The sequence below is a fragment of the uncultured Henriciella sp. genome (assembly GCF_964005855.1).
GTDB lineage: Bacteria > Pseudomonadota > Alphaproteobacteria > Caulobacterales > Hyphomonadaceae > Henriciella.
The window spans coordinates 71,231-92,677 of record NZ_CAXFSW010000004.1 but is presented as its reverse complement, the minus strand read 5'-3'; the positions used below and the strand labels follow the sequence as shown (position 1 = coordinate 92,677).

19 protein-coding genes and 2 tRNA genes are annotated in these 21,447 nt (G+C 60.2%); 10 read left to right on the top strand and 11 right to left on the bottom strand.

What is annotated here, in order from left to right; translation table 11 throughout:
* Window positions 1-6: 6 nt before the first annotated feature.
* The 3 genes from dacB to ABNU55_RS08120 all read right to left on the bottom strand — a co-directional run bounded on the left by dacB (window position 7) and on the right by ABNU55_RS08120 (window position 3,165).
* Window positions 7-1,488, bottom strand: coding sequence for a D-alanyl-D-alanine carboxypeptidase/D-alanyl-D-alanine-endopeptidase (gene dacB / locus ABNU55_RS08130; protein ID WP_290749006.1), 1,482 nt, complete (start codon window positions 1,486-1,488; stop codon window positions 7-9).
* On the bottom strand, window positions 1,481-2,485 hold the full coding sequence (gene hemB / locus ABNU55_RS08125; protein ID WP_290749008.1) for a porphobilinogen synthase: 1,005 nt from the start codon (window positions 2,483-2,485) through the stop codon (window positions 1,481-1,483). The genes dacB and hemB overlap by 8 nt, the downstream gene beginning before the upstream one ends.
* Before the next feature lie 371 nt (window positions 2,486-2,856).
* Window positions 2,857-3,165, bottom strand: coding sequence for a PilZ domain-containing protein (locus ABNU55_RS08120; protein WP_290749011.1), 309 nt, complete (start codon window positions 3,163-3,165; stop codon window positions 2,857-2,859).
* A 272-nt stretch (window positions 3,166-3,437) separates the two neighbouring features.
* Here ABNU55_RS08120 and ABNU55_RS08115 point away from each other — a divergent pair, with 272 nt between their 5' ends.
* Together ABNU55_RS08115 and ABNU55_RS08110 are read left to right on the top strand one after the other, a co-directional pair.
* On the top strand, window positions 3,438-3,932 hold the full coding sequence (locus ABNU55_RS08115; protein ID WP_290749013.1) for a MarR family transcriptional regulator: 495 nt from the start codon (window positions 3,438-3,440) through the stop codon (window positions 3,930-3,932).
* Window positions 3,933-4,010: 78 nt separating this feature from the next.
* Entirely contained in the window at window positions 4,011-4,691 is a 681-nt protein-coding gene (locus tag ABNU55_RS08110; RefSeq protein WP_290749015.1) for a hypothetical protein, read from the top strand.
* Here ABNU55_RS08110 and ABNU55_RS08105 read toward each other — a convergent pair.
* Window positions 4,688-5,212 carry a cytochrome c family protein gene (locus ABNU55_RS08105; RefSeq protein ID WP_290749017.1) on the bottom strand — a complete coding sequence of 175 codons (525 nt, stop codon included), beginning with the start codon at window positions 5,210-5,212 and terminating at the stop codon, window positions 4,688-4,690. The two genes, ABNU55_RS08110 and ABNU55_RS08105, sit on opposite strands and share 4 nt — an antisense overlap.
* A gap of 265 nt (window positions 5,213-5,477) precedes the next feature.
* Here ABNU55_RS08105 and ABNU55_RS08100 point away from each other — a divergent pair, with 265 nt between their 5' ends.
* Window positions 5,478-6,503, top strand: coding sequence for a carboxypeptidase-like regulatory domain-containing protein (locus ABNU55_RS08100; protein ID WP_290749021.1), 1,026 nt, complete (start codon window positions 5,478-5,480; stop codon window positions 6,501-6,503).
* Window positions 6,504-6,558: 55 nt separating this feature from the next.
* Here the strand turns inward: ABNU55_RS08100 and tig are convergent, their stop codons facing one another.
* From tig to ABNU55_RS08075, 5 genes are all read right to left on the bottom strand, one after another.
* Window positions 6,559-7,893 (bottom strand): trigger factor, encoded by a 1,335-nt coding sequence (gene tig / locus ABNU55_RS08095; protein WP_290749024.1) that lies wholly within the window; start codon window positions 7,891-7,893, stop codon window positions 6,559-6,561.
* Window positions 7,894-8,054: 161 nt separating this feature from the next.
* Window positions 8,055-8,139: transfer RNA gene (locus ABNU55_RS08090), tRNA-Leu, on the bottom strand.
* A 49-nt stretch (window positions 8,140-8,188) separates the two neighbouring features.
* Window positions 8,189-9,034: an NAD(P)H-hydrate dehydratase gene (locus ABNU55_RS08085; RefSeq protein WP_290756414.1), complete on the bottom strand. Its 846-nt coding sequence runs from the start codon at window positions 9,032-9,034 to the stop codon at window positions 8,189-8,191.
* Between the two features lie 119 nt (window positions 9,035-9,153).
* Window positions 9,154-9,693 carry a histidine phosphatase family protein gene (locus ABNU55_RS08080; protein ID WP_290754889.1) on the bottom strand — a complete coding sequence of 180 codons (540 nt, stop codon included), beginning with the start codon at window positions 9,691-9,693 and terminating at the stop codon, window positions 9,154-9,156.
* 107 nt (window positions 9,694-9,800) lie between these two features.
* A complete protein-coding gene (locus ABNU55_RS08075) occupies window positions 9,801-10,496 on the bottom strand; it encodes a Coq4 family protein (protein WP_290754890.1) in 696 nt (231 codons plus the stop codon).
* Between the two features lie 311 nt (window positions 10,497-10,807).
* Between ABNU55_RS08075 and ABNU55_RS08070 the strand changes: the two genes are divergently transcribed.
* The 6 genes from ABNU55_RS08070 (at window position 10,808) to ABNU55_RS08045 (ending at window position 17,547) form a co-directional block, all read left to right on the top strand.
* Window positions 10,808-11,146 (top strand): P-II family nitrogen regulator, encoded by a 339-nt coding sequence (locus tag ABNU55_RS08070; RefSeq protein ID WP_290754891.1) that lies wholly within the window; start codon window positions 10,808-10,810, stop codon window positions 11,144-11,146.
* 51 nt (window positions 11,147-11,197) lie between these two features.
* Window positions 11,198-12,601, top strand: coding sequence for a type I glutamate--ammonia ligase (gene glnA / locus ABNU55_RS08065; protein ID WP_290754892.1), 1,404 nt, complete (start codon window positions 11,198-11,200; stop codon window positions 12,599-12,601).
* Window positions 12,602-12,788: 187 nt separating this feature from the next.
* Complete coding sequence (locus ABNU55_RS08060) at window positions 12,789-13,415, top strand: ATP-dependent Clp protease proteolytic subunit (RefSeq protein WP_290754893.1); 627 nt, start codon at window positions 12,789-12,791, stop codon at window positions 13,413-13,415.
* Window positions 13,416-13,534: 119 nt separating this feature from the next.
* On the top strand, window positions 13,535-14,800 hold the full coding sequence (gene clpX, locus ABNU55_RS08055) for an ATP-dependent Clp protease ATP-binding subunit ClpX (protein ID WP_290754894.1): 1,266 nt from the start codon (window positions 13,535-13,537) through the stop codon (window positions 14,798-14,800).
* A 164-nt stretch (window positions 14,801-14,964) separates the two neighbouring features.
* Window positions 14,965-17,376, top strand: coding sequence for an endopeptidase La (lon, locus tag ABNU55_RS08050; RefSeq protein WP_290754895.1), 2,412 nt, complete (start codon window positions 14,965-14,967; stop codon window positions 17,374-17,376).
* Between the two features lie 95 nt (window positions 17,377-17,471).
* Window positions 17,472-17,547 (top strand) — tRNA-Val (locus ABNU55_RS08045).
* Between the two features lie 144 nt (window positions 17,548-17,691).
* Here the strand turns inward: ABNU55_RS08045 and ABNU55_RS08040 are convergent.
* Entirely contained in the window at window positions 17,692-18,243 is a 552-nt protein-coding gene (locus tag ABNU55_RS08040; RefSeq protein ID WP_290754709.1) for a thioesterase family protein, read from the bottom strand.
* A 22-nt stretch (window positions 18,244-18,265) separates the two neighbouring features.
* A complete protein-coding gene (locus tag ABNU55_RS08035) occupies window positions 18,266-19,525 on the bottom strand; it encodes an FAD-dependent oxidoreductase (RefSeq protein ID WP_290754710.1) in 1,260 nt (419 codons plus the stop codon).
* A 282-nt stretch (window positions 19,526-19,807) separates the two neighbouring features.
* Between ABNU55_RS08035 and ABNU55_RS08030 the strand changes: the two genes are divergently transcribed.
* Window positions 19,808-21,445, top strand: a complete 1,638-nt coding sequence (locus tag ABNU55_RS08030; protein ID WP_348764298.1) for an ATP-binding protein — start codon at window positions 19,808-19,810, stop codon at window positions 21,443-21,445.
* The last annotated feature ends 2 nt before the right edge of the window (window positions 21,446-21,447 follow it).

Sequence of the window (21,447 nt, the reverse complement as noted above, 5' to 3'; positions counted from 1 at the left end):
TCCGGCCTAATCCAGCTCGTCAAAGATTTCGGAGAGGAGCTGATCTAGGCGCCTGCGCGTGAGGGATGAACTCAGGGAGGAGTCGTTGGCGAAGACGGCAAAGGCATAGCGCTCGCCGCTCGGCGTTTCGAAATAACCTGCCAGTGCACCGACCCCGGTCAGGCTGCCGGTCTTTGCGTGAAGGCGGCCGGTTTCGGCCAGCTCACGGAACCTGTATTTGAGCGTGCCGTTCTCGCCGGGCCTGGCCATGTTCCCAAGCCATGTCTCAAACCAGCTTTGCTGACTGGCCCACACCAGGAGGTCTGTCATCGCCGAGGGGGTAATCCGGTCATAGACGGAAAGGCCCGAGCCATCAGCAAAATTGAACTCGCTTCTCGCCGCACCCGCATCGACCATCATGTCTCCCATGAGCTCCAGCCCGGATTCCTGAGAGCGGTCGCGTGCGGTGAGTGAAATGTGATGGAGAAGGACTTCGGTGTAGAAATTATTGCTCTTGTGGAGGATTTCTTCGAGCAGATCGGCAGGGTCGGGCGCGGGCAGGGCGAAATCAGCCGGCTGATCGGCAGCCTCGTCTTCCACGGCTTCAGGCTCATGCACGATTTCGCCGCGGAACACCGGCCCATGCACTGTCACACCGCGCGACTGCAGCATGGCCTTGAAGACTTCGCCCGCATAGAGCGCCGGGTCGTCCAGGCCGAACTGAAGATGTACCGGCGGCGAAGCAAGCGGCAGGCGCCCCAGAAGGAAGGCCTCCTGCGCGCCCGGCCGGCGGATAAGATCCAGATTGAACTGGCGCGTCGACACGGTCTGGGCCTCATCCGTGTTGATCTTGAAGAAGGGTGTCCACTCCCAGGAGACCTCTGGCGGCTGGCCCTGCCGGTTGCCAGGTGTCAGGCGGGCGCGCGCGACACCGCCATCAATGCTCAGCGAGGAGATCGCCGTCGCATAGCCGAAGCGGAAATCCTCATGTGTCCAGCCGGTCGGCCAGTGTGGCGGCTGGAAAAGGGAATCGTCGACATCGATCGCTGCAATGTCGGTTACCCCGCTCTCTGCCACGGCATCTGCCAGCAATTGCAGACAGTTGCCTTCACAGCGTCCTGTCGCGGAAAGGCTGGGATCGCCGGCGCCTTTGAGAACCAGATTGGGATAGGGTGACGTGGATACAGACTCCAGATTAACACTTGTCCCGCCAGGCCAGCGCCCGGAGTCGAAATCACCCAGCAGTCGGAAAGCGGCCGATGTGGTGACAAGTTTGAGCGTCGAGGCCGGAGCAAATCGCTGGTCTTCCGAAAGGCCGAAGACCTGCTCCCCATCAAGTGAGACCACGGAGACCCCCCAGCGCCCGCCGTCAAGGTCAGGCAAGGAGACCGCATCGCTAGGTATAGTCTGTGCCTGCGCCGCCAACGAACCAAGGGCGAGGCTGGCGAGGAGGGTCGTGAGGACCTTGAGCCCGCTTTTGGGGAAGGGAAGGGGGAGGTCTCTAGTCATTCAGGATCTGCGCGGCTGCTTCTGCGAAATAGGTGATGACACCGGCTGCGCCCGCCCGCTTGAAGCAGAGCAGCGTTTCCATCATCACGCGCTCCTCGTCGATCCAGCCATTCTGTCCCGCTGCCTTGATCTGGGCATACTCACCAGAAACCTGGAAAGCGATAGTTGGCACGGCGAAGGTCTCCGAGACCCGGCGGATGATATCGAGATAGGGCAGGCCGGGCTTTACCATGACAAGATCGGCGCCCTCGGCGATATCCATCGCCACTTCGCGCAGCGCCTCGTCGCTATTGGCCGGGTTCTGCTGATAGGTCTTCTTGTCCCCTTTCAGCGCCGAGGCCGAGCCGATGGCATCGCGGTAGGGGCCATAGAAGCCGCTCGCATATTTCGCGGCATAGGAGAGGATCATGGTGTTTGAGAACCCACCCTCTTCGAGAGCGGTCCGAATCGCTCCGACGCGGCCATCCATCATGTCGGACGGGGCGACGATATCGGCGCCAGCTTCTGCCTGGACCACGGCCTGCTGGCGCAGAAGCTCGACTGTATCGTCATTGCGGACATAACCGGCTTCATCGACCACCCCGTCATGGCCATGAATGGTGAAGGGGTCCAGCGCGACGTCGCAGATCACGCCCACTTCGGGCGCGGCGTCCTTCATGGCCTTGATAACGGTCGGTATGAGGCCGTCCTTGTTCAGTGCCTCGCTGCCGGTCTCGTCCTTTCTTGATGGGTCGATATGCGGAAAGATCGCAATTGCCGGAATGCCGAGATCCCTGGCGCGCCTTGCGGCCTTGGCGGCTTCGTCAACGTTGAGCCGGTCCAGCCCTGGCATGGAGCCCACGGGAACCTTGGCGTCCTCGCCATCATGCACAATCATCGACCAGATGATGTCGCTGGGCGTCAGCGCGTGTTCACCGGAAAGCTCGCGTATCCAGCCGGAGTGGCGGAGACGTCTCAGACGTGTTGCCGGGAATGTCTGCGGAAAAGGAGAAGTCATGCAGGCCTACTTATATCTCTGTCAGGAATGTCGAACGGTTTTTTGCCATGAATATGCGTTTGGAAACATCCATGAATGGCGCCTGAGCACGCTCAATCTCATGCATCTACGTCTCAAGCGCATCGCGCGGTAGCTCCACGAACCCCGCCGAGGCATAGAAAGGCGCATTCCAGGCAAGGTCGCGAAATGTGGAAAGGACAATTTGGAGCAAATAGGGCCGAAGCGGCGATATCAGCTGCGATCACGGCCTTTGTCTCTGAGGCGCGGGCAGGGCGAACGACCATGTCCGGTTCTCTCCATCCCCGCTCATTCTCACCATCGGATTGCCGGGCCTGTTTCATGTAAAAGGCCTTACAGACAATTGGCGTGATTTATAAGCGGATCGTCTTGGCGCTGAGCAGCCGGATGCCCGCCAGCGGGCCGCGCTGCCACTGACGGCGGGCGTCGCAGCGTTTCAGCTTGGAACCGTCGGGGCTGATGATCTCCACCGTAAACGTCTCGGGCAGGATGGATGTCTTGTTCAGCAGGATCTTTGCACCGCGCTGTGACATGTCCTTTACGACAAATGACATCTTGAACCCGGTCTCGAGAATAAGTGTTCCGGTCGTATTCACTTCAAAGCGCGGGAAGTCGCGTTGTTCTTGGGGATCAGACTCTGCCATTTCGATCTTCGATTGCATGATCTTGTCTTCTACGCGTTTTCTACACTGTTTCCGGAAGAGCCGGTACTTTGTGCCAGTACGTGTCTGAATGCTAATGCAGCGTGCGCTTCTAAGGTTTCCTAAAGGTTGATAGGCCCAATTGTGGCTGAATTTACGTCCGATGTTAACCGGATTGCCGGGTTTTGTTAACGAATCGGCGATTCGCAGACCCCTTGTTTAACGAAATATCAGGATGAAGCGCGTAACTCTGTTCAAACTACAACAAAAGTTGAGTGATGATGGTGGTTACAATGAACAACACTGCACAAGCAGTGACCGGAGAAGATACGGTCGCTGAATCTTTCCTGAAGTCTCTTTCGCTTCTTGAGCAGGCGCACCGCCGCCTCCACGATGTGGTCAAGGACGATCTGGAGCGGGGTGGCGAGCGCCATCTCACCGGTGTCCAGGCGCTTCTCCTCTATGAAATTGGCGAAGGCGAGACGCCGGCCTCCATTCTGCGCGCACGTGGCGCTTTTGCTGGCACAAGTCTCTCCTACAATATCAAGAAGCTCCAGGAGGGTGGTTATCTGGTCCAGTCGCGCTCGGAAGCCGACAAGCGGACCGTGCATCTTCGTCTCACCGAGCGCGGCCACAAGGTTCGCAAGCGCGTTGAGGGCCTGTTCGCCAAACAGGCAGATGCGCTTGAGCCGACGGCGAGTGTCCGGCCGATGGATCTGACCCAGCTCAACAAGACCGTGTCGCGTCTGGAGCGCTTCTGGTCCGACCAGATCCGCTTCCGTCTCTAATTTTCGGCTTCAACCATTGGCGGAGGGCGTTATAGCTCTCCGCGAATGGTTCGAAGACTGCTATGCCTGACCTTCCTGTTGATTTCGCAACAGGCCGAGGCCAGCCCCTGGGGGCGGCCCGATGATGGCGTTTATACGCGCGCTGCGCTCCACACTGGCGAGGTCGAAGGACTCTCAGCCTCCCGCGTCGATCTCTATGGCGAATATGGGGTGAGCGAGCGCTGGACGGCGACGGCGAAATATGAGCGCGTCACCTTTGACGGGTTTTCCGAGTTCGCCGCAAGCGGCTGGCGGACCACCCTCAGGCGCACTTTTCCCTTGTCCGGAAATATGGTCGCTTCGCTTGAAGGCGGCGCCCTGGAGGGCGAGGCCATTGGCGGCGCCTCCGGTTGCCAGTCCTTTGGAGGAGAGGCGCGCGGCGGTATCGGTCAGTCCTTCACATTCGGTTCAAGCTCGAACAGGGGCGACAAGAGACGCCGTTACGGGTTCTGGTTCGCTGAAGTGGCGACAAGGGCGCATTCGGACGGTTGCCAGCGCTATCGGCTTGAAACCGGTATTGGCCGGGAAGTCAGTACGGATATCTGGCTGATCGCGCAGGCCTGGTTCGATCAGGGGTCGGAAAACGCCCGCTCACAGAAATATCAGGCGGAGTATCTCTGGCGGCGTGGCGCGCTCGACCTGTCTGTCGGGTCGCTGGTAGAGCTTGGCGGTGAATTTGAAGAGACTGCTGTCTTCTTCTCGATTGCACGCAGGTTCTAGTCCTCAGCGTCGGTCGGGGCGTCCTGCGGAGCCGCTTCGCCCCCATATCCGCTTTCGACCATCAGATAGGCGATAACGGCGTGGCGGGCATCCGGGCGATGCACCCCGGCAAAGCTCATCCGGTTGCCCGGCAAGTAGTCGCGTGGATTGGTCAGCCACTCTTCAAGCCGTTCCGGTGTCCATTCGAAGTCTGCGGACTGGAGTGCGCCGGAGTACTGAAAGTCGCTGACGGTGCCGACCTCACGCCCGAACAGACCGTAAAGGTTGGGCCCAACCAGATGGCGCGCGCCTTCGGCGATGGTGTGGCAGGACTGGCAATTCTTGAAAGTCCGGCGCCCAAGGCTGTAATCAGCTTGGGAGTAAGGGGCCGGCAGATTCGCGAACTCTGACTGATGCGCGCTAGGCGTTTGCGAGGGTGCTGCCTCGGCTGGAGGCGCCGCAGCAGGTTCGGCGGCCCTCTGCGCGGGCGCAGGCGCGGCCGTGGTGCTCGTCGTATCGTCGCACGAGACGGCAAGGGCCATCGGAAAAATACTGCATATAAACAAGCATTTGAAGCTAAAGTCTGACATTTAAAAATGTCCATTCGATTGCATCGTGCATATGCACGAACAGGGTTTTCCCAGCCAGATAAAGGCTGGGGGAGCAGCCCGTAAAAGCTGGGAATTCAACATATTCATAAAGCGCGGACTTAACCGGCTTTGCTTAGTGTGAGGCGTAACAGGCCTGCTGCCAGCGCTGAATGAGACAGATTGAGGCAGCCTCAATGGAGTGCCTTTTCGTCCCGCCATGTCCCTTCGTATCACCCTCTCTCTGCTCTGCCTGATCGCATTCAGCCTGCTCGCAGGTGTGTTTGAAGCCACTGCAGACCCATCCTATGGGCAAAGGAATGACCTCTCGTCTCGGCTCATTGAAAGCGGAGCAGGGCGCCTCCCGTCCAGCGCCAGCTTGTCCCTCCAGCTGCCAGATGGCGGGCGGCGTGCGGGGCGGGTGGAACGCCCGCAATCTTTCGTCTCCAGGCGCGCGCAAATCGATGCGGCGATGGCTGATCTGTTCGCCGGAGAACTACGCCTGCAGGCCGGGGGGATTCAGCATGACGAAGCCATTCATGATGCGGGCATCGCCAATAGGCCGCCCGCAAGGACGCGGTTGGACTGGCGCAGCCAGAGGGCGTGGGCAGGCTTTCTTCTGGAGGCCTCGTTGACGATGCCGAGGGGCGGGGATGGGGGCACCGGGGCGCGCCTGCGTGGAGATCTGGAACAGGCGGCGCGCCCCGATAAGGGCGGCGCATCACCTGCGCCGCCTCTGGTGCAGCCGGTCCTGCGAACGCGTCAAAGCGTACCTGCAGAGCCTGAGGCCGCTCTTCATCGCGCGACGTTCGACATCTCCGATATGGCCGGCAGGCACGCGCCGGGAACCGCAAAGCGATCTCCCCGCGACAGCGGTGCGCCCTCAGAGGTGTTTGAAGATGTGGCGGCCCAGCTTCGCGGGACTGTCTTCATCGATAATGACACAGACGGTCTGCCAGGCGCCGGCGACACGCGCCTGGAGGGCGAGGGTGTGACCCTTACAGCTCTGGACACCGGTGAGGTGACCACCCACCGGTCAGCCTCTTTCGGCCAGTATGTCTTTGAGGGTGTGGCCCCCGGCCAGTATACCCTGTCTGTCGATATCGGCTGGGAGAGGATTGAGACCAGCCTCCACGTGCCGCCCGGCGGGCGGTTTCAGCGCGTGGACGTTGCCCTGTCTCAGGAGCTGTTTCGGCCGCCAGACAGGAGCGCCTCGCATAAGCGCCAGTTTGCGATGCTCGAATGAAAAGAGCCCGGCCTTTGCGGGCCGGGCTCTCTGAACCAGTTGTACAGGCTGTGGCCTATTCTTCGTCTTCGCTCAGAAGCTCCTCGCGGGAGACTTTCTCTTCCTCGATCTCAACCGTGTCGAGGAGGTGGTCGACAACCTTGTCCTCATAGATCGGGGCACGCAGCTGGGCCATGGCGTTCTCATTCTTCTGGAAGAATTCGAGCACCTGACGCTCCTGACCCGGATAGCGCTGGGCTTCGCGGATGAGCGCCTGCTGGACTTCCTGCTCGGAAATCTTGATCTCCTGAAGGCGGCCGATTTCGGCGAGGACGAGGCCGAGGCGCACGCGGCGCTCTGCGATCTTGCGATACTCTTCCTTCAGCTCGTCCTCAGACTTGTCCTTGTCCTCGTCGCTGACGCGGCCGGCATCCATTTCGGACTGAAGCTGCTGCCAGATCTGGTCGAATTCCATGTTGACCATTTTTGGCGGCAGCTCGAAGTCGTGACGCTCATCGAGTGCGTCGAGAAGATGACGCTTGGCCTTTGCGCGCGAGGCGTTGTCAAGCTCTTGCTGAAGCTGGGTCTTCAGCATGTCTTTCAGTTCTTCGAGCGAGTCGATGCCAAGGCCCTTGGCGAACTCTTCATCGATGTCCGGCTTCTTCGGCGCGCGGACCTCATTGACCTTCACTTCGAAGACAGCGGCCTTACCGGCGAGATGCTCAGCCTGGTATTCTTCAGGGAAGGTAACCTCGACGTCCTTTTCCTCACCGGTCTTGAGGCCGATGAGCTGGTCTTCGAAGCCCGGAATGAAGCTGCCGGAGCCGAGGACCAGCGTGTGGCCTTCTGCGGCGCCGCCTTCGAAAGGCTCGCCATCAATCTTGCCCAGGAAGTCGATGACCACGGCGTCGCCTTCGCGCGCCTTTGCGGTCTTTCCGCGGGCCTCATACTTCATGTTATTCTCGGCGACCTGATCGAGCGTCTCTTCGAGTTGCGCGTCATCGACTTCGGCGACTGGCTTCTTGATCTTGATGCCCGACATGTCGGCCGGTTCGAAGTCCGGCATGACATCGACATGCATGTGGTAAGCGAGGTCTTCTTCGCCCTCGAGCACTTTCTCCATGTCGCTTTCCATGTGCATGTCCGGCTGGGAAGCGGGGCGCACATCGGCGTCGGTGATGGCCTTTTCGGAGGACTCTTTCATGGCCGCTTCGACCACTTCGCCCATGATCGACTTGCCGAACATCTTGCGCACGTGGGAGGCGGGCACCTTGCCGGGGCGGAAGCCCTTGAGGCGCATCTGCGGGCGAATCTCCTCGATCCGCTCATCGAGACGCGTTTTCAGCTCACTTGCAGGCACCTTGACCTTGTAAGTGCGGCTCAGGCCATCAGTCGTTTCGGTGCATTCCATCTTGTCATTCCTTGTGCCGTTGAGCCCCGTGGCTTTAGGCTTTGGCGTTGGTTTTTCCTAGAAGCGGCGCTGTATGTCACAGCGGGTCTGGACTGTCCATGCGTGCCGCTGAAGCAATTTCATATGGCGCGATAGCCCCGCCGTAGCGGGGCTTTGGGGGCTGGTGCGGATGGAGGGACTTGAACCCCCACGCCTCGCGGCGCCAGAACCTAAATCTGGTGCGTCTACCAATTTCGCCACATCCGCACATGGGCCAACGCCAGAGCTGGTCTCCTACTTGTGCGGCAGGGGCCTATCAAGCGCGTCTTGCATAAAATTCAGCCAGCAGTCCGGGCAGGGCGTCTGGCAGATCTTCGGAGATGAGGCCGGGTCCTAGGCGGCGGGCAATCTCGCCATGGGTCCAGGCGCCCGCGCAGGCCGCCTTGAACGCATCAAGGCCCTGCGCGATGAGGCCGGCGATCATGCCGGCGAGGACGTCGCCGCTGCCAGCTGTCGCAAGAAACGGGGAGGCGTGGCGGTTGAGCACAAGCTGACCATCTGGCGCGGCGATCAGCGTTTCATTGCCTTTCAGGAGCACAACCGCCCCGGACCGGGCTGCCGCGATGGCGGTCGCTTCCGGGCGGCTGTACTTGTCGAGAAGCCCGGGAAACACGCGCGCGAACTCCCCCTCATGCGGGGTCAGGACTGTGGGATGGATGATCGCGTCGAACAACGTCTTCGGGTCGTCCTTGAAGACGGTGAGCGCATCTGCGTCGAGGACCGCGGCGCCTGCCTTGTCCAGTACGGTCAGAGTATTGTCGCGGGTGGCGTCGCTGACGCCGGCTGCAGGGCCGATAAGAACGCATTTGCAGCTTTCCGCGAGCTCACCCAGGGCTTCGGGGGAGCCGAAGGGCTTCACCATGACGGCAGTCTCATGGGCCGCATTCACAAGCGTGGCAGATGGCGGGCAGAACAGGGTGGCGAGGCCGGCCCCGATGCGAAGGCCAGCACGGGCCGCGAGGCGCGCCGCGCCGGTCGAGGCGGGCGGGCCCGTGACGACGCCGAGGGCGCCGCGCTTGTGCTTGTGGCTGTCATCTGCAGGCCATGGCCAGTCGGCAAGCCAGAGGTCTGGATGGTTCGTGTCCGGGGTCGGGGAGGTCATTTGGTCCCTTGTATCATGCGACCGGAAAGACCGGGCGTTTCCTGCAGTTTCGACGGTGCACGGGCGGTGCATGGACGGTGTCTGGGCGGTGTTCCAGGCGTGTGGCGCCGCGATTGGCCTTACAAGACCCGTGTCGCCGCCTCGCTGCCGCGTTCGACAATGCGCAGAACGTCGTTTTCGCGCTGGAGTTTCGTCACCGAGCAGTGCCCAGGTCTGAATGAGGTTACCGCGTCGCTGCCGGAAAGATGGCCGACAATGGTGTTGATCGCGATGAAGTGGGTGAAGACCACTGTGTGGTTCTCAATCGAGGCGAGCTTGCCGACCAAGGCCTCGCGCCAGTCGGCGACGACCGGCGGCGCCGCGTCCCAGGTGCCGGCCATGAAGCCGCGTAGCCAGTCGACCCGGTCATCGAGACCGTCCGGGGTCGGGATTTCGGTGACAGCCGGTTCGGTCGACACCTGCAGGCCGGACTGGCCGGCAAAGGGGCGGGAGGTTTCCTGGCAGCGGCGCATCGGGCTGGCGAGGATCTGGTTGACCGGCTGGCTGGCGAGCTGTTCGGCAACCGCCTCGGCCTGTTTGAGACCGAGCGCGGAGAGACCGGGATCCGGAGATGTGCCCCAGCCGGCCTCAGCCTCGCCGTGTCTGACTAGATAGATCATTAAGTGTCCTGAACGTGTTCAATGAAAGCGCAAGGCCCGTTAAGGCTCAGCCTTCAGCATCCAATGAAATCACCTTCAGGACAACCGCCCGGGTTCTCGGCCGTGGCCTAGAGGCCCCCCGAATAGGGATCGAGGCCATGGGCGCGCATGACTTCATGAGCGCGGTAATAGGCGACAGGCGGCTTGATGTTCAGCTCCTCGCGGACTTCATCGAGCGGACGGGGGAGCAGGGCTTCGATGTCCTGTTCGATCAGCCTTCTGGCCAGCTTGCCATTGCGCCGGCCTTCCTTGATGACGGCCGGGATATCGGCCTCCTTCGGGGCGCGTTTGGCGATCTGGCGCCCACCCATGAAGCAGATGAAGCTGATGCCGAGACCGCCATGCTGGCTGTGTGTGAAGCCGAGCAGGGTGGCTTCGTCGAGCGCGTCGCGGCCATAGCCGGTCAGGATATGATACATGTCATGCGTGTCGCGCAGGCGGTTACCGTACCAGAGCAGATCGTCATCATGGGCACGCAGCACGCCCGGGCGTTTTTCGCTTTCGGCGACCAGGCCGGCGGCCGAGAGGCCCTCGCGTTCCATGAATTCCACATAGGTGCGCCCGACGCTGCCTTCCGGCAGGTCATGGAGCGGCGCATGGTTGTCGAGGATCGGAGGAAGGTAGGTGCGCTTGGCAAACTCGGCCTGGCCCGCCGGTGTTGCTATGAACTTCTCGAAGTCGCGATAGGCGGACTTGCCGTTCAAGGCTTCGATAATCTGGAAGACCTGTTCGGTGTCTTCCTTGTTCGCGATCAGCTTTTTCATGTGGCGCCATGCCTTCAGAGGCTGAAGCCTTGGCGTCTCGCGGGCAGGATCAACGTAAAAGGTGGTCGTGGTCATGGGTCGTCACAGATGAGTTAGGGAGAATTACTTAATATAATACCAGAGGCCCTCAAAAACAATGACGCAGGCGTCAAGTTTTTTCGGTGCGCGCTGATTAAATTATCAGCAGGCGCGACCAAAAATTAGGCGCCGCGAATTCGCTTCGCGGATTTGCAGACCCCGAACAATCGACCCCGCCGTGGAGGCTGATAGGGCTGGGACAGATGCCTACAGAGAAGGGATAAAGGAAGGCGATGAAAAAAATTGAGGCGATCATCAAGCCGTTCAAACTCGATGACGTAAAAGAAGCGCTGCACGGGGTCGGCATGCAGGGGATGACCGTGACCGAAGCCAAGGGTTTCGGGCGCCAGCGCGGCCACACGGAACTCTATCGCGGGGCCGAATATGTCGTCGATTTCCTGCCAAAGCTGAAGCTTGAGCTCGTCGTCTCCGATTCCAGCGTCGCCAATGCCATCGATGCGATTTCGAAAGCTGCCCAGACCGGCAAGATCGGCGACGGCAAGATTTTCGTTTCTGACGTGACAGAAGCCGTCCGCATTCGTACGGGTGAGACCGGCGACGGTGCACTCTGAAATCCGCCCGTCTCAACAGGCATGCAAAAGTAATTCTAACAGGAGGGCTATATGGCCGAGAATCTTCTAAAAATGATGAAGGAGAAAGACGTCGAGTTCGTCGATCTCCGCTTTACCGACCCGCGTGGCAAGATGCAGCACGTGACCTTCGACAAGGGCATGGTCGATGACGACTTCTTTGAGGAAGGCCAGATGTTCGACGGCTCGTCCGTCGCCGGCTGGAAGACGATCAACGAGTCCGACATGCTTCTGAAGCCGGACCAGAGCGCGGCGATCATCGACCCCTTCTTCCAGCAGACCACGCTGTCTGTCTTCTGCGATATCCTCGACCCGACGACGATGCAGCCCTATGGCCGCGACCCGCGCACGACGGCGAAGAAGGCCGAAGCCTATCTGCAACAGGCCGGCGTCGGCACCACCGCCTTCTTCGGCCCGGAAGCAGAATTCTTCGTGTTCGACGATGTGCGCTGGTCGACCGACCCGCACAATACCGGATATTCCTTCGATTCGACCGAGCTGCCGTTCAATACCGGCAAGGAATACCCGACTGGTAATATGGGCCACCGGCCGCACTCCAAGGGCGGTTACTTCCCGGTCCCGCCGATCGACTCAGAGCAGGACATGCGCTCTGAAATGCTTGCCATCATGGGTGAGATCGGCCTTGAGCCTGAAAAGCACCACCATGAGGTGGCGCCGGCCCAGCATGAGCTTGGCATGAAGTTCTCGACGCTGACCAAGATGGCTGACCGTCTGCAGCTGTACAAGTATGTGATCCACAATGTGGCCGCCCAGTACGGTAAGACGGCGACCTTCATGCCGAAGCCTTACTTCAAGGACAATGGTTCGGGCATGCACGTCCACCAGTCGATCTGGGACGGCGACAAGCCGACCTTCGCTGGCGACGAGTATGCGGGCCTGTCTGAAAACTGCCTGTTCTATATCGGCGGTATCATCAAGCACGCCAAGGCGCTGAACGCGCTGACCAACCCGTCCACCAACTCCTACAAGCGTCTGGTGCCGGGTTATGAAGCGCCCGTCATGCTGGCCTATTCGGCCCGCAACCGGTCTGCCTCGATCCGTATTCCGTTCGGCTCCAATCCGAAAGCCAAGCGTATCGAGACCCGCTTCCCGGATCCGACGGCGAACCCGTATCTCGCCTTCGCCGCGCTTCTCATGGCCGGTCTGGACGGGATCGAGAACAAGATCCATCCGGGCGACGCCATGGACAAGGACCTTTACGACCTGCCGCCAGAAGAGGCGAAGTCCATTCCGCAGGTCTGCGGCTCGCTGCGTGAAGCGCTGGAGAACCTCGATGGTGACCGCGACTTCCTCAAGAAGGGCAACGTCTTCGATGACGACCAGCTTGACGCCTATATCGACCTCAAGATGGAAGAGGTGGAGCGTCTCCAGCTTCATCCGCACCCGGTCGAATTCGACATGTACTACAAGGTCTAGAAGGACCTAGTAGCGCAAGCGATCATGCCGGGGCAGCGATGTCCCGGCATTTTCTTTTCGGGGTGTAGTGCTGTTCACAGTCAGGCGCAGCCCTTGCGTGCAGAGTGGAGTAGACAAATATGGACGTCTCTGCGACCAAGGTGTCCGGAAATTCTCGATAGACGACAGTCAGGCTGGAACGCTTCATATGAACACCGATCCTTTCAATACCGCTCTCAATCTTGTCCCGATGGTGGTCGAACAGACCAGCCGCGGCGAACGCGCCTTCGATATCTTCTCGAGGCTGCTGAAAGAGCGGATCATCTTCGTGACCGGTGGGATCGATGACGGCATGGCCGCGCTCATCACCTCGCAGCTTCTTTTCCTGGAGTCCGAGAGCCCGAAAAAAGACATCGCCATGTATATCAACAGCCCCGGCGGATATGTCTCCTCGGGTCTCGCGATCTATGACACGATGCAATATATCCGCTGCCCGATCTCGACCGTGTGTATCGGCCAGGCCGCCAGCATGGGTTCGCTGCTGCTCGCAGCCGGCGAGAAGGGCATGCGGATCGCGCTGCCGAATGCACGCGTCATGGTCCACCAGCCGTCCGGCGGTTATCGCGGTGTGGCCACGGATATAGAGCGTCACGCCGAGGAGATCCTCGAGCTGAAGCGCCGTCTCAACAATATCTATGTGAAGCATACCGGCCAGGACTATGAGACGATCGAGCGCAAGCTTGACCGCGACACGTTCATGACCGCCGAGGAAGCGCGTGATTTCGGCCTGATCGATCAGGTCTATGAGCGCCGCAAGGACGAAGACAAGAAGTAGCCTGATCGAATGCGCATGCAGGCTTGCACCTGCAGGCTCACTTTATAAGATCAGTTTCTAGAGGGATTTCTCGCCCGGTTTAAATCGGGCGTTAAAGGCTCCCAAGCTAAGAGGTAGCCATGACCAAGCAAAACGGCTCCGGCGATTCAAAGAATACGCTCTACTGTTCTTTCTGCGGAAAGAGCCAGCATGAAGTGAAGAAGCTCATTGCTGGGCCGACGGTTTTCATCTGCGATGAATGCGTCGAGCTCTGCATGGATATTATCCGCGAAGAGAGCAAGGCAGCGGGCTTCAAGTCCAAGGAAGGCGTGCCGAGCCCGCGTGAAATCTGCGACGTGCTTGACGATTATGTGATTGGCCAGCAATACGCCAAGCGTATCCTGTCCGTCGCCGTCCACAACCATTACAAGCGTCTCTCGCACGCCTCCTCGTCCGATGGCGTGGAGCTGTCGAAGTCGAACATTCTTCTGGTCGGCCCGACAGGCTGCGGCAAGACGCTTCTGGCGCAGACGCTGGCGCGTATTCTGGACGTGCCGTTTACCATGGCCGATGCGACAACGCTGACCGAGGCCGGCTATGTCGGTGAGGATGTCGAGAACATCGTGCTGAAACTGCTTCAGTCGGCCGACTATAATGTCGAACGCGCCCAGCGCGGCATTGTCTATATCGATGAGATCGACAAGATTTCCCGCAAGTCCGACAATCCGTCCATAACGCGCGACGTGTCGGGCGAGGGTGTGCAGCAGGCGCTTCTGAAGATTATGGAAGGCACGGTTGCGGCTGTGCCGCCACAGGGCGGGCGCAAGCATCCGCAGCAGGAATTCCTGCAGGTCGATACGACGAATATCCTGTTCATCGTGGGCGGCGCCTTTGCCGGCCTCGACAAGATCATCACCTCACGCGGCGAAGGCACGCGTATGGGCTTTGGCGCCGATGTGAAGGACCCCGATGCCCGCGGCGTTGGCGAAGTCCTCCGTGAAGTCGAGCCGGAAGACCTGCAGCGCTATGGCCTGATCCCGGAATTCATCGGCCGTCTGCCCGTCATCGCGACGCTGGAAGACCTCGATGAAGAGGCGCTGATCGAAATCCTGACCCAGCCGAAGAATGCGCTGCTCAAGCAGTATCAGCGTCTCTTCGACATGGAGGATGTCGAGCTGACCTTTACCGATGAGGCCCTGATAGCGGTCGCGCGCAAGGCGATTGCGCGCAAGACCGGTGCCCGTGGCCTGCGCTCCATCATGGAAGGCATCCTGCTGGACACGATGTTCGACCTGCCGACCCTTCGCGGTGTCGAGGAGGTCGTGGTGAATGGCGAGGTGGTCGATGGCCATGCCGCGCCGCTCTACGTCCACGCCAAGCAGGCCAAGCCAAGCGAAGCGTCCTGATCGGGTCTACCCACAGGAATGTATCGGAACGGCCTGTTCAACGTAGCTTGAACGGGCCGTTTTTGTCTCCACATCTTTCTCAGAAGGCCGGAATCGTCAGACAGTAAAGCGGCGCCCGGCCGGATCGCTGCTGAGCAGGATCCAGACTTAAAGAGGAGGCTTGAATGCCCAAAAAAACCCTCCCAGTGCTTCCACTCCGGGATATCGTGGTCTTTCCAGACATGGTGGCCCCGCTTTTCGTCGGCCGTGACAAGTCCGTCGCGGCGCTCGAAATGGTGGACGAAGGCGAAAATGAGATCATGCTCGTCGCCCAGAAAGACCCCTCCACGGACGAGCCGACGGGCGATGATGTCCATGCGCTCGGCACCGTGGCAACCATTCTCCAGCTCCTGAAACTGCCCGATGGCACGGTGAAGGTCCTGGTCGAAGGCTCCGCGCGTGCGCGCGTCGTGTCCTTCAATGACCGTGACACCTATTTCGACGCCGATGTCGAACTCGTCGAGGCCGAGGAAGGCGATACAGGCGAGGTGCAGGCTCTGGCCCGCGCGGTGATCGACCAGTTCGAGAACTATGCCAAGCTGAACCGCAAGATTCCGCCGGAATCGGTCGCCACCGTCTCGCAGATCACCGAGGCCGGCAAGCTGGCCGATGCTGTCGCCTCACAGCTTCAGGTGAAGCTCGCCGACAAGCAGGAATTGCTCGAACTGACCAATGCGCGTGAGCGCCTTGAGAAGGTCTTCGCTCTCATGGAGGGCGAGATGGGCATGATGCAGATGGAGCGGAAGATCAAGAACCGCGTCAAGCGTCAGATGGAGAAGACCCAGCGCGAATATTATCTGAATGAGCAGATGAAGGCCATTCAGCGCGAGCTGGGCGATTCTCCGGAAGGCGAACGCGACGAGATCTCCGAGCTTGAAGAAAAGCTGCGTGACACGCCACTGTCCGAAGAGGCCCGCACCAAGGCCGATCAGGAAATGAAGAAGCTGCGCCAGATGAGCCCGATGTCGGCAGAGTCGACCGTCGTGCGCAACTATCTGGACTGGCTGGTCGCGCTGCCATGGGGCAAGCGGACCGACATTTCCACCGACCTCACCAAAGCGGAAAACCAGCTCGATGAGGACCATTATGGCCTCGAAAAGGTCAAGGAGCGGATCATTGAGTATCTGGCCGTGCAGAAGCGGACCAAGAAGCTCAAGGGCCCGATCCTGTGCCTCGTTGGTCCGCCCGGTGTCGGCAAGACCTCGCTTGGCCGGTCCATCGCCGAAGCCACGGGCCGTGAATTCGTGCGCGTGTCGCTGGGCGGCGTGCGTGACGAGAGTGAGATCCGTGGTCACCGCCGGACCTATATCGGCTCCATGCCGGGCCGGATCATCCAGTCGATGAAAAAGGCCAAGACGGGCAATCCGCTCTTCCTGCTCGACGAGATCGACAAGATGGGTATGGACCATCGCGGCGATCCGGCTTCCGCGCTTCTGGAAGTGCTGGACCCGGCGCAGAACTCGACGTTCAACGACCACTATCTTGAAGTCGACTATGATCTTTCGGATGTGATGTTCGTGACGACGGCGAACTCGCTCAACATGCCGCAGCCGCTTCTCGACCGTATGGAAGTGATCCGCATCGCGGGTTACACCGAGGACGAGAAGCTGGAGATCGCCAAGCGCCACCTTTTCCAGAAGATCCGCAAGGATCACGGCCTCGCAGAAAGCGAGTGGACGGTGGATGACGGCGCGATCCGCGACCTGGTGCGTTACTATACGCGTGAGGCCGGTGTGCGGAACCTGGAGCGCGAGCTGGCCAAGCTGGCCCGCAAGGCCGTGCGCGAGATTTCCCAGAGCGACAAGACCTCCATCGAGGTCACGTCTGAGAACCTCGCGGACTATTCCGGCGTGCGCAAGTTCCGCTATGGGCTTGCCGACGATGAGGACCAGACCGGCGCCGTGACAGGCCTTGCCTGGACCGAGACCGGCGGCGACCTTCTCACCATCGAGGCGGTCAAGATGCCGGGCCGTGGCATGATGAAAGTGACCGGTAACCTCCGTGATGTGATGAAGGAATCCATCCAGGCGGCCAGCTCTCTGGTGCGTTCGCGCGCCGTGATGCTGGGCATCAAGCCGAGCCAGTTCAACACGACGGACATTCACGTCCACGTGCCGGACGGCGCGACGCCAAAGGACGGCCCGTCTGCAGGTATTGCGATGACGACAGCCATCGTCTCGCTGCTGACAGGCAATCCGGTGCGCCGCGATGTGGCGATGACCGGTGAGGTCTCGCTGCGCGGCCGTGTGCTGCCGATCGGCGGCCTGAAGGAAAAGCTGCTCGCAGCCCTTCGCGGCGGCATCAAGACCGTTCTCATCCCGGAAGAGAATGAGAAGGACCTGGCCGAGATTCCGGACAATGTTAAGGAAGGCCTGACCATTGTGCCCGTGAAGGACATCAATGAGGTCTTCGCCCGGGCGCTGACGCGGCCGCTCTCGGAGATCGAATGGTCCGACGAGGATGAGGCGGCGCTTCAGGCAAGCCTGGCCGGCAAGCCGTCTTCCGATCCGGAAGGTGAGCCGACCGTCCGCCACTAGGCGGATGTCCACATAAAGATTGAGACAGCCCCTGCAGATAACACGCAGGGGCTGTCTTGCATTTGGCGGCAAGCTCAAGCAAATGTCTGCGTGAGGGGCGGTTAGCTCAGTTGGTAGAGCATCTCGTTTACACCGAGAGGGTCAGCGGTTCGAGCCCGTTACCGCCCACCATCCTCCATTGTCAGTTTTCGCGCCGCCAGGCGCGCCAGGCGGCGATCATGCAGGCGATGGCGAGGCCAAGCGCGGCGACTCCCAGGATATGCATGGTGGCTCTCCCAGTCTTTCTGAACCTGAAGAGACTATAGACGAGCTGGCCTAGGCGGGGCCAGTCTCGCTGGTCCTGCGGATGCGGGCAGCTTCGACGTCGTTTACCATGGCCTCGAACTCAGGCGGCAGGGGCGGGGAGGCCCGTTCGACGCCGAGATGGGCGACGACATCCTCCATGGTGACGCGTTCACGCTTGCGGCTGGCAAATCGGGAGATGATCCGGATCCTGGCGGTGAGCTTGCCCTTGTGCAGGAAGTCATGCTCCAGGCACATATAGGTGTCCGTCCAGCCGATGAGTCGGGTTTCGATCTCGAACCGGTCACGCCAGCTCAACATTCTGGAAAGTGTAACGGATTCAGAGCAGACAACCGGAATCCACCCACGCGCCTTCAGCTTGGTCCAGGTGCCAGTGCGCACGATATAGTTGATGACGGCAAGATCGCTGAAGGAGAAGTAGCGGCTGTTCGTCATATGGGCGAACATGTCCTGATCGGTCAGGCGCACCTTCGCCTTGATCCGGGTCGTGTCAAACAGGCTGACACGTTCGCGTGAGAGGTTCGCGCGCAGGAAAACAAAGAGAAGGCGGATAAAGAGGTTCATTCTGTGTCCCGGTGGAACAGGGTCACAAGGCAGCCTGCATCTTGCGCGCCAGTCCGGCATTGAAGTTGACGATGTTCGAGACCGCTTCGTGCGAGAAGGCAGAGCCGGTGTACCAGGTCGCGTGCTTGCCCTGCATCTCCTCCAGCCGGGTGAGAAGACCGTCACGGACGGCATCCTGATGGTAGCGGGCGAAATACTTCCAGGTCCGCTGCAGCACGATATTGGTAATCTCTCCGCCCTCGCGGGAGATTTCCTCGCGCAGGAGTTCCTCAAGTTCGCTGTCGCTATACTCGCCGGATAGCTGGCCGGTGAGATAAAGGTGGCCGCCAAGCTCTGACTCATAGCCGTCATAGCGCGCCGACATCATCTGGCCAGTCTGCGCGCCGGGGGTGAGAGCCCGGCTCCAGGCCGCGACATTGACGTCTGTGAACTTTTCCGATGTCGCGACAAGCGTGGTCGTATAACCATTCCAGCTGAGCGCGCCTGCAGCGAAAGTTTCCTCGGGCAGGGGCTCATCGAGGAGTTTGGTAAAGTCGTCGATCGCCATGGCGCAGACGAGCTGGTCGGCCTCGAAGCTCTCGCCCGCCGCGCTGGTCAGGCGTATTTTGCCGCTCCCGCGCTCTATGCGGGCAATCGGCGTTGCGGTGCGCACATCCAGCGGGGCGGCTACCCGCTCCCAGAAGGCGGTCCAGCCTTCGACGGGCATTTTCAGCTGTTTGAGCAGACCGGTCAGGATAAGATCGAAGTCATTCCAGCGCATGGCCTGAACGATGGGGGTCTCATCGACAAAGCCATAGCCGAGATTGGTCATCGACCGGTACATGAAGCGTTCGATCTTGTGGAGACCCCGCGCGCGCAGCCAGTCGGCTGTTGTCTGGGCAGCTTCCTGCCGGGCGGCTTCTGGTACGGGGTCCTTTTTCAGCTTTGACATGAGACGCTGGCGGCCGCCGAGGAAGCGCAATATCTGAATCGGCAGGGCCGGGCCTTCACCGCGTTTCACATAGTCCAGAAAATCCTCGCCATCGAAACTCTGTTCGCGAAGCGGTTTGAGGTGGATGCCGGTTTCCTTCATCCAGTCCAGCACAATCCTGTGCGCGCGTGTCGTATAGCAGGTGCCCATCTCCACGACCGCATCGCCCTGTATGAAGGAAAAGGACTTTCCTCCCGGCCGGACGCCCGCCTCGAAAACGGTGATATAGGCATCCGTTGCATCGCTGAGCAGCCGGGCGAGACTTAATCCTGCAGGTCCTCCGCCGACGATTGCAATGCGTTGTTGTTCCATTGAGCGTCCTGCTGCTTGCTGGCACGGGTAAAGATGCGCCTTCTGCGACTGTTCTTGTTCGAATGACGAATATTGGGGCGATTCTCGATCAGCCGATTATACGAAACCAACCATGATTATTCGACATTCCGGATTCGTGGATGGTTAAGACACTGCTGATATAGATCAAGAGTGATGGAAAGCTCGCCGCAGGCCACCAGCTGGGCCAAATCCCTGTTTGCGACGCTACCCGCGCCACGTTCGGCTGCGGAGGAACGGGTATATGGCGAGATGCAGCGGCTCATGATCCGCTTGCTGGTTCCCATGGCCGTCATCAATTTCGTCAACGGTCTGATCTATTCGGCGGCCTTCCTGCAATATGTCGGACCCGTACGCGTGGCCGCCTGGTTCACGCCGGTGGTGCTGTTTTCAGCCATGCAGCTGCTGAGCGCGCGAAGCATTAGCAAGAGGGGTGGCCTGAAACGCGTCTCGGTAAAGCTGCTACGGAAGTCGGAAGTCTCATCGCTTTTCCTTGGCGTCGTATGGGGTGCGTCCGCGATTGCCTTCCATACCGAGGACCAGCTCGCCAATCTATTCATCTGTATCGTCATAGCGGGCATGACAGCGGGGACGATGTCGATCCTCGGCCCGGTCGCCAGGGTTGGCAGCCGCTTTCTGCTTGGCAGCGTCAGCGTCATGCTGGCGGCGAATATCGCGCTCAACACGCCTTTCGCCTTTGAAGTCACACTTCTGGCCCTCTCCTTCACAGCGGCGCTGATCATGGGCGGACTTCGCAATTACCGCCATGTCTTTGAAATGGTTGAGCAGAGCATCCAGAGCGAAGGCGCGCGCGAACGTCTGGCTGATGCCATCGAGTCATCCAATGACGCCTTTGCCTTCTATGATGCGAATAATGAGCTCCTCATGGCCAATGCGCGCCATCGCGACTGGTTCGAATGCGGAGAGCCAGATTTCAAGCCGGGGGAAGACTCCGTGCCGGTTCTGCTGGACAGCGGGCGCTGGTTGATGCGCTCGACACGCCAGACAGGGAAGGGCGGGGCTGTTGTTGTGCATACCGACATCACGGCGCTCAAGACACGTGAGCGCGAACTGATCGAGGCCCAGCGCGAGGCCGTCGAAGCCGATGAGGCCAAGAGCCGCTTCCTGTCGACGATGAGCCACGAGCTGCGCACGCCGATGAACATCATTCTCGGTTTCTCCAAACTGATGACCGGTAAGTCCAAGATTGCCCTCTCGCCGGATGATGTGCGTGAATATGCGGACAATATCCACGCAAGCGGTACGCATCTTCTCAAACTGATCAACGACATCATCGATTATTCGAAAGTCGGGCTGGAGCGGCTGCCGGTTCACCCGGTGGATCTGGACACAAAGGGCCTGCTCAGCGAGGCGATCACCCTGGCCGCAGGCTTTGAAGACAAGGTGGCCGCCGGGGATTTCGATGTCGGGATATCGCCGAAAGTCAGCAAGTTGCATGCGGATGAAACCGCGATGAAACGGATCCTGATCAATCTGGTCAGCAATGCAGTGCGCCACAACCCAGAAGGCAAGAAGATCGTGATCCGCGCCGGGGTGGACACCGACGGCGCGCCTTTCATCGCCATCCGCGATTTCGGCCGCGGCATTCCTGAAGAGAAGCTGGAGAAGGTGTTCGACGCTTTCTATCAGGCCGATGGCGATTTCGACCGCGAGCATGGCGGAACCGGCCTCGGTCTGACGCTCTGCCGGCATCTGGCGCGTCTCATGGCTGGCGACGTGGTCCTCAAATCGCGTGTCGGTGTCGGCACGACCGCCATACTGACTCTGCCGCCGAGCTCCATCGGCCGCCCAACCGACCGGCCACGGGCTAGCGAGGACGAGGATGACTGGGTGGGCCCAGCCTCAGAGGCATCGGAGGGATCAGACCGCGACGTCGCCTGAAA

Excerpts from the sequence above, each read along its gene's own strand:
- ABNU55_RS08105 (WP_290749017.1), bottom strand. The coding sequence starts at position 5,212 with ATGGCCCTTGCCGTCTCGTGCGACGATACGACGAGCACCACGGCCGCG.
- ABNU55_RS08030 (WP_348764298.1), top strand. The coding sequence starts at position 19,808 with ATGATCCGCTTGCTGGTTCCCATGGCCGTCATCAATTTCGTCAACGGT.
- clpX (WP_290754894.1), top strand. The coding sequence starts at position 13,535 with ATGACCAAGCAAAACGGCTCCGGCGATTCAAAGAATACGCTCTACTGT.
- hemB (WP_290749008.1), bottom strand. The coding sequence starts at position 2,485 with ATGACTTCTCCTTTTCCGCAGACATTCCCGGCAACACGTCTGAGACGT.
- glnA (WP_290754892.1), top strand. The coding sequence starts at position 11,198 with ATGGCCGAGAATCTTCTAAAAATGATGAAGGAGAAAGACGTCGAGTTC.
- ABNU55_RS08080 (WP_290754889.1), bottom strand. The coding sequence starts at position 9,693 with ATGATCTATCTAGTCAGACACGGCGAGGCTGAGGCCGGCTGGGGCACA.
- ABNU55_RS08075 (WP_290754890.1), bottom strand. The coding sequence starts at position 10,496 with ATGAAAAAGCTGATCGCGAACAAGGAAGACACCGAACAGGTCTTCCAG.
- ABNU55_RS08115 (WP_290749013.1), top strand. The coding sequence starts at position 3,438 with ATGAACAACACTGCACAAGCAGTGACCGGAGAAGATACGGTCGCTGAA.
- tig (WP_290749024.1), bottom strand. The coding sequence starts at position 7,893 with ATGGAATGCACCGAAACGACTGATGGCCTGAGCCGCACTTACAAGGTC.
- ABNU55_RS08060 (WP_290754893.1), top strand. The coding sequence starts at position 12,789 with ATGAACACCGATCCTTTCAATACCGCTCTCAATCTTGTCCCGATGGTG.
- dacB (WP_290749006.1), bottom strand. The coding sequence starts at position 1,488 with ATGACTAGAGACCTCCCCCTTCCCTTCCCCAAAAGCGGGCTCAAGGTC.
- lon (WP_290754895.1), top strand. The coding sequence starts at position 14,965 with ATGCCCAAAAAAACCCTCCCAGTGCTTCCACTCCGGGATATCGTGGTC.
- ABNU55_RS08120 (WP_290749011.1), bottom strand. The coding sequence starts at position 3,165 with ATGCAATCGAAGATCGAAATGGCAGAGTCTGATCCCCAAGAACAACGC.
- ABNU55_RS08100 (WP_290749021.1), top strand. The coding sequence starts at position 5,478 with ATGTCCCTTCGTATCACCCTCTCTCTGCTCTGCCTGATCGCATTCAGC.
- ABNU55_RS08040 (WP_290754709.1), bottom strand. The coding sequence starts at position 18,243 with ATGAACCTCTTTATCCGCCTTCTCTTTGTTTTCCTGCGCGCGAACCTC.
- ABNU55_RS08035 (WP_290754710.1), bottom strand. The coding sequence starts at position 19,525 with ATGGAACAACAACGCATTGCAATCGTCGGCGGAGGACCTGCAGGATTA.
- ABNU55_RS08070 (WP_290754891.1), top strand. The coding sequence starts at position 10,808 with ATGAAAAAAATTGAGGCGATCATCAAGCCGTTCAAACTCGATGACGTA.
- ABNU55_RS08085 (WP_290756414.1), bottom strand. The coding sequence starts at position 9,034 with ATGACCTCCCCGACCCCGGACACGAACCATCCAGACCTCTGGCTTGCC.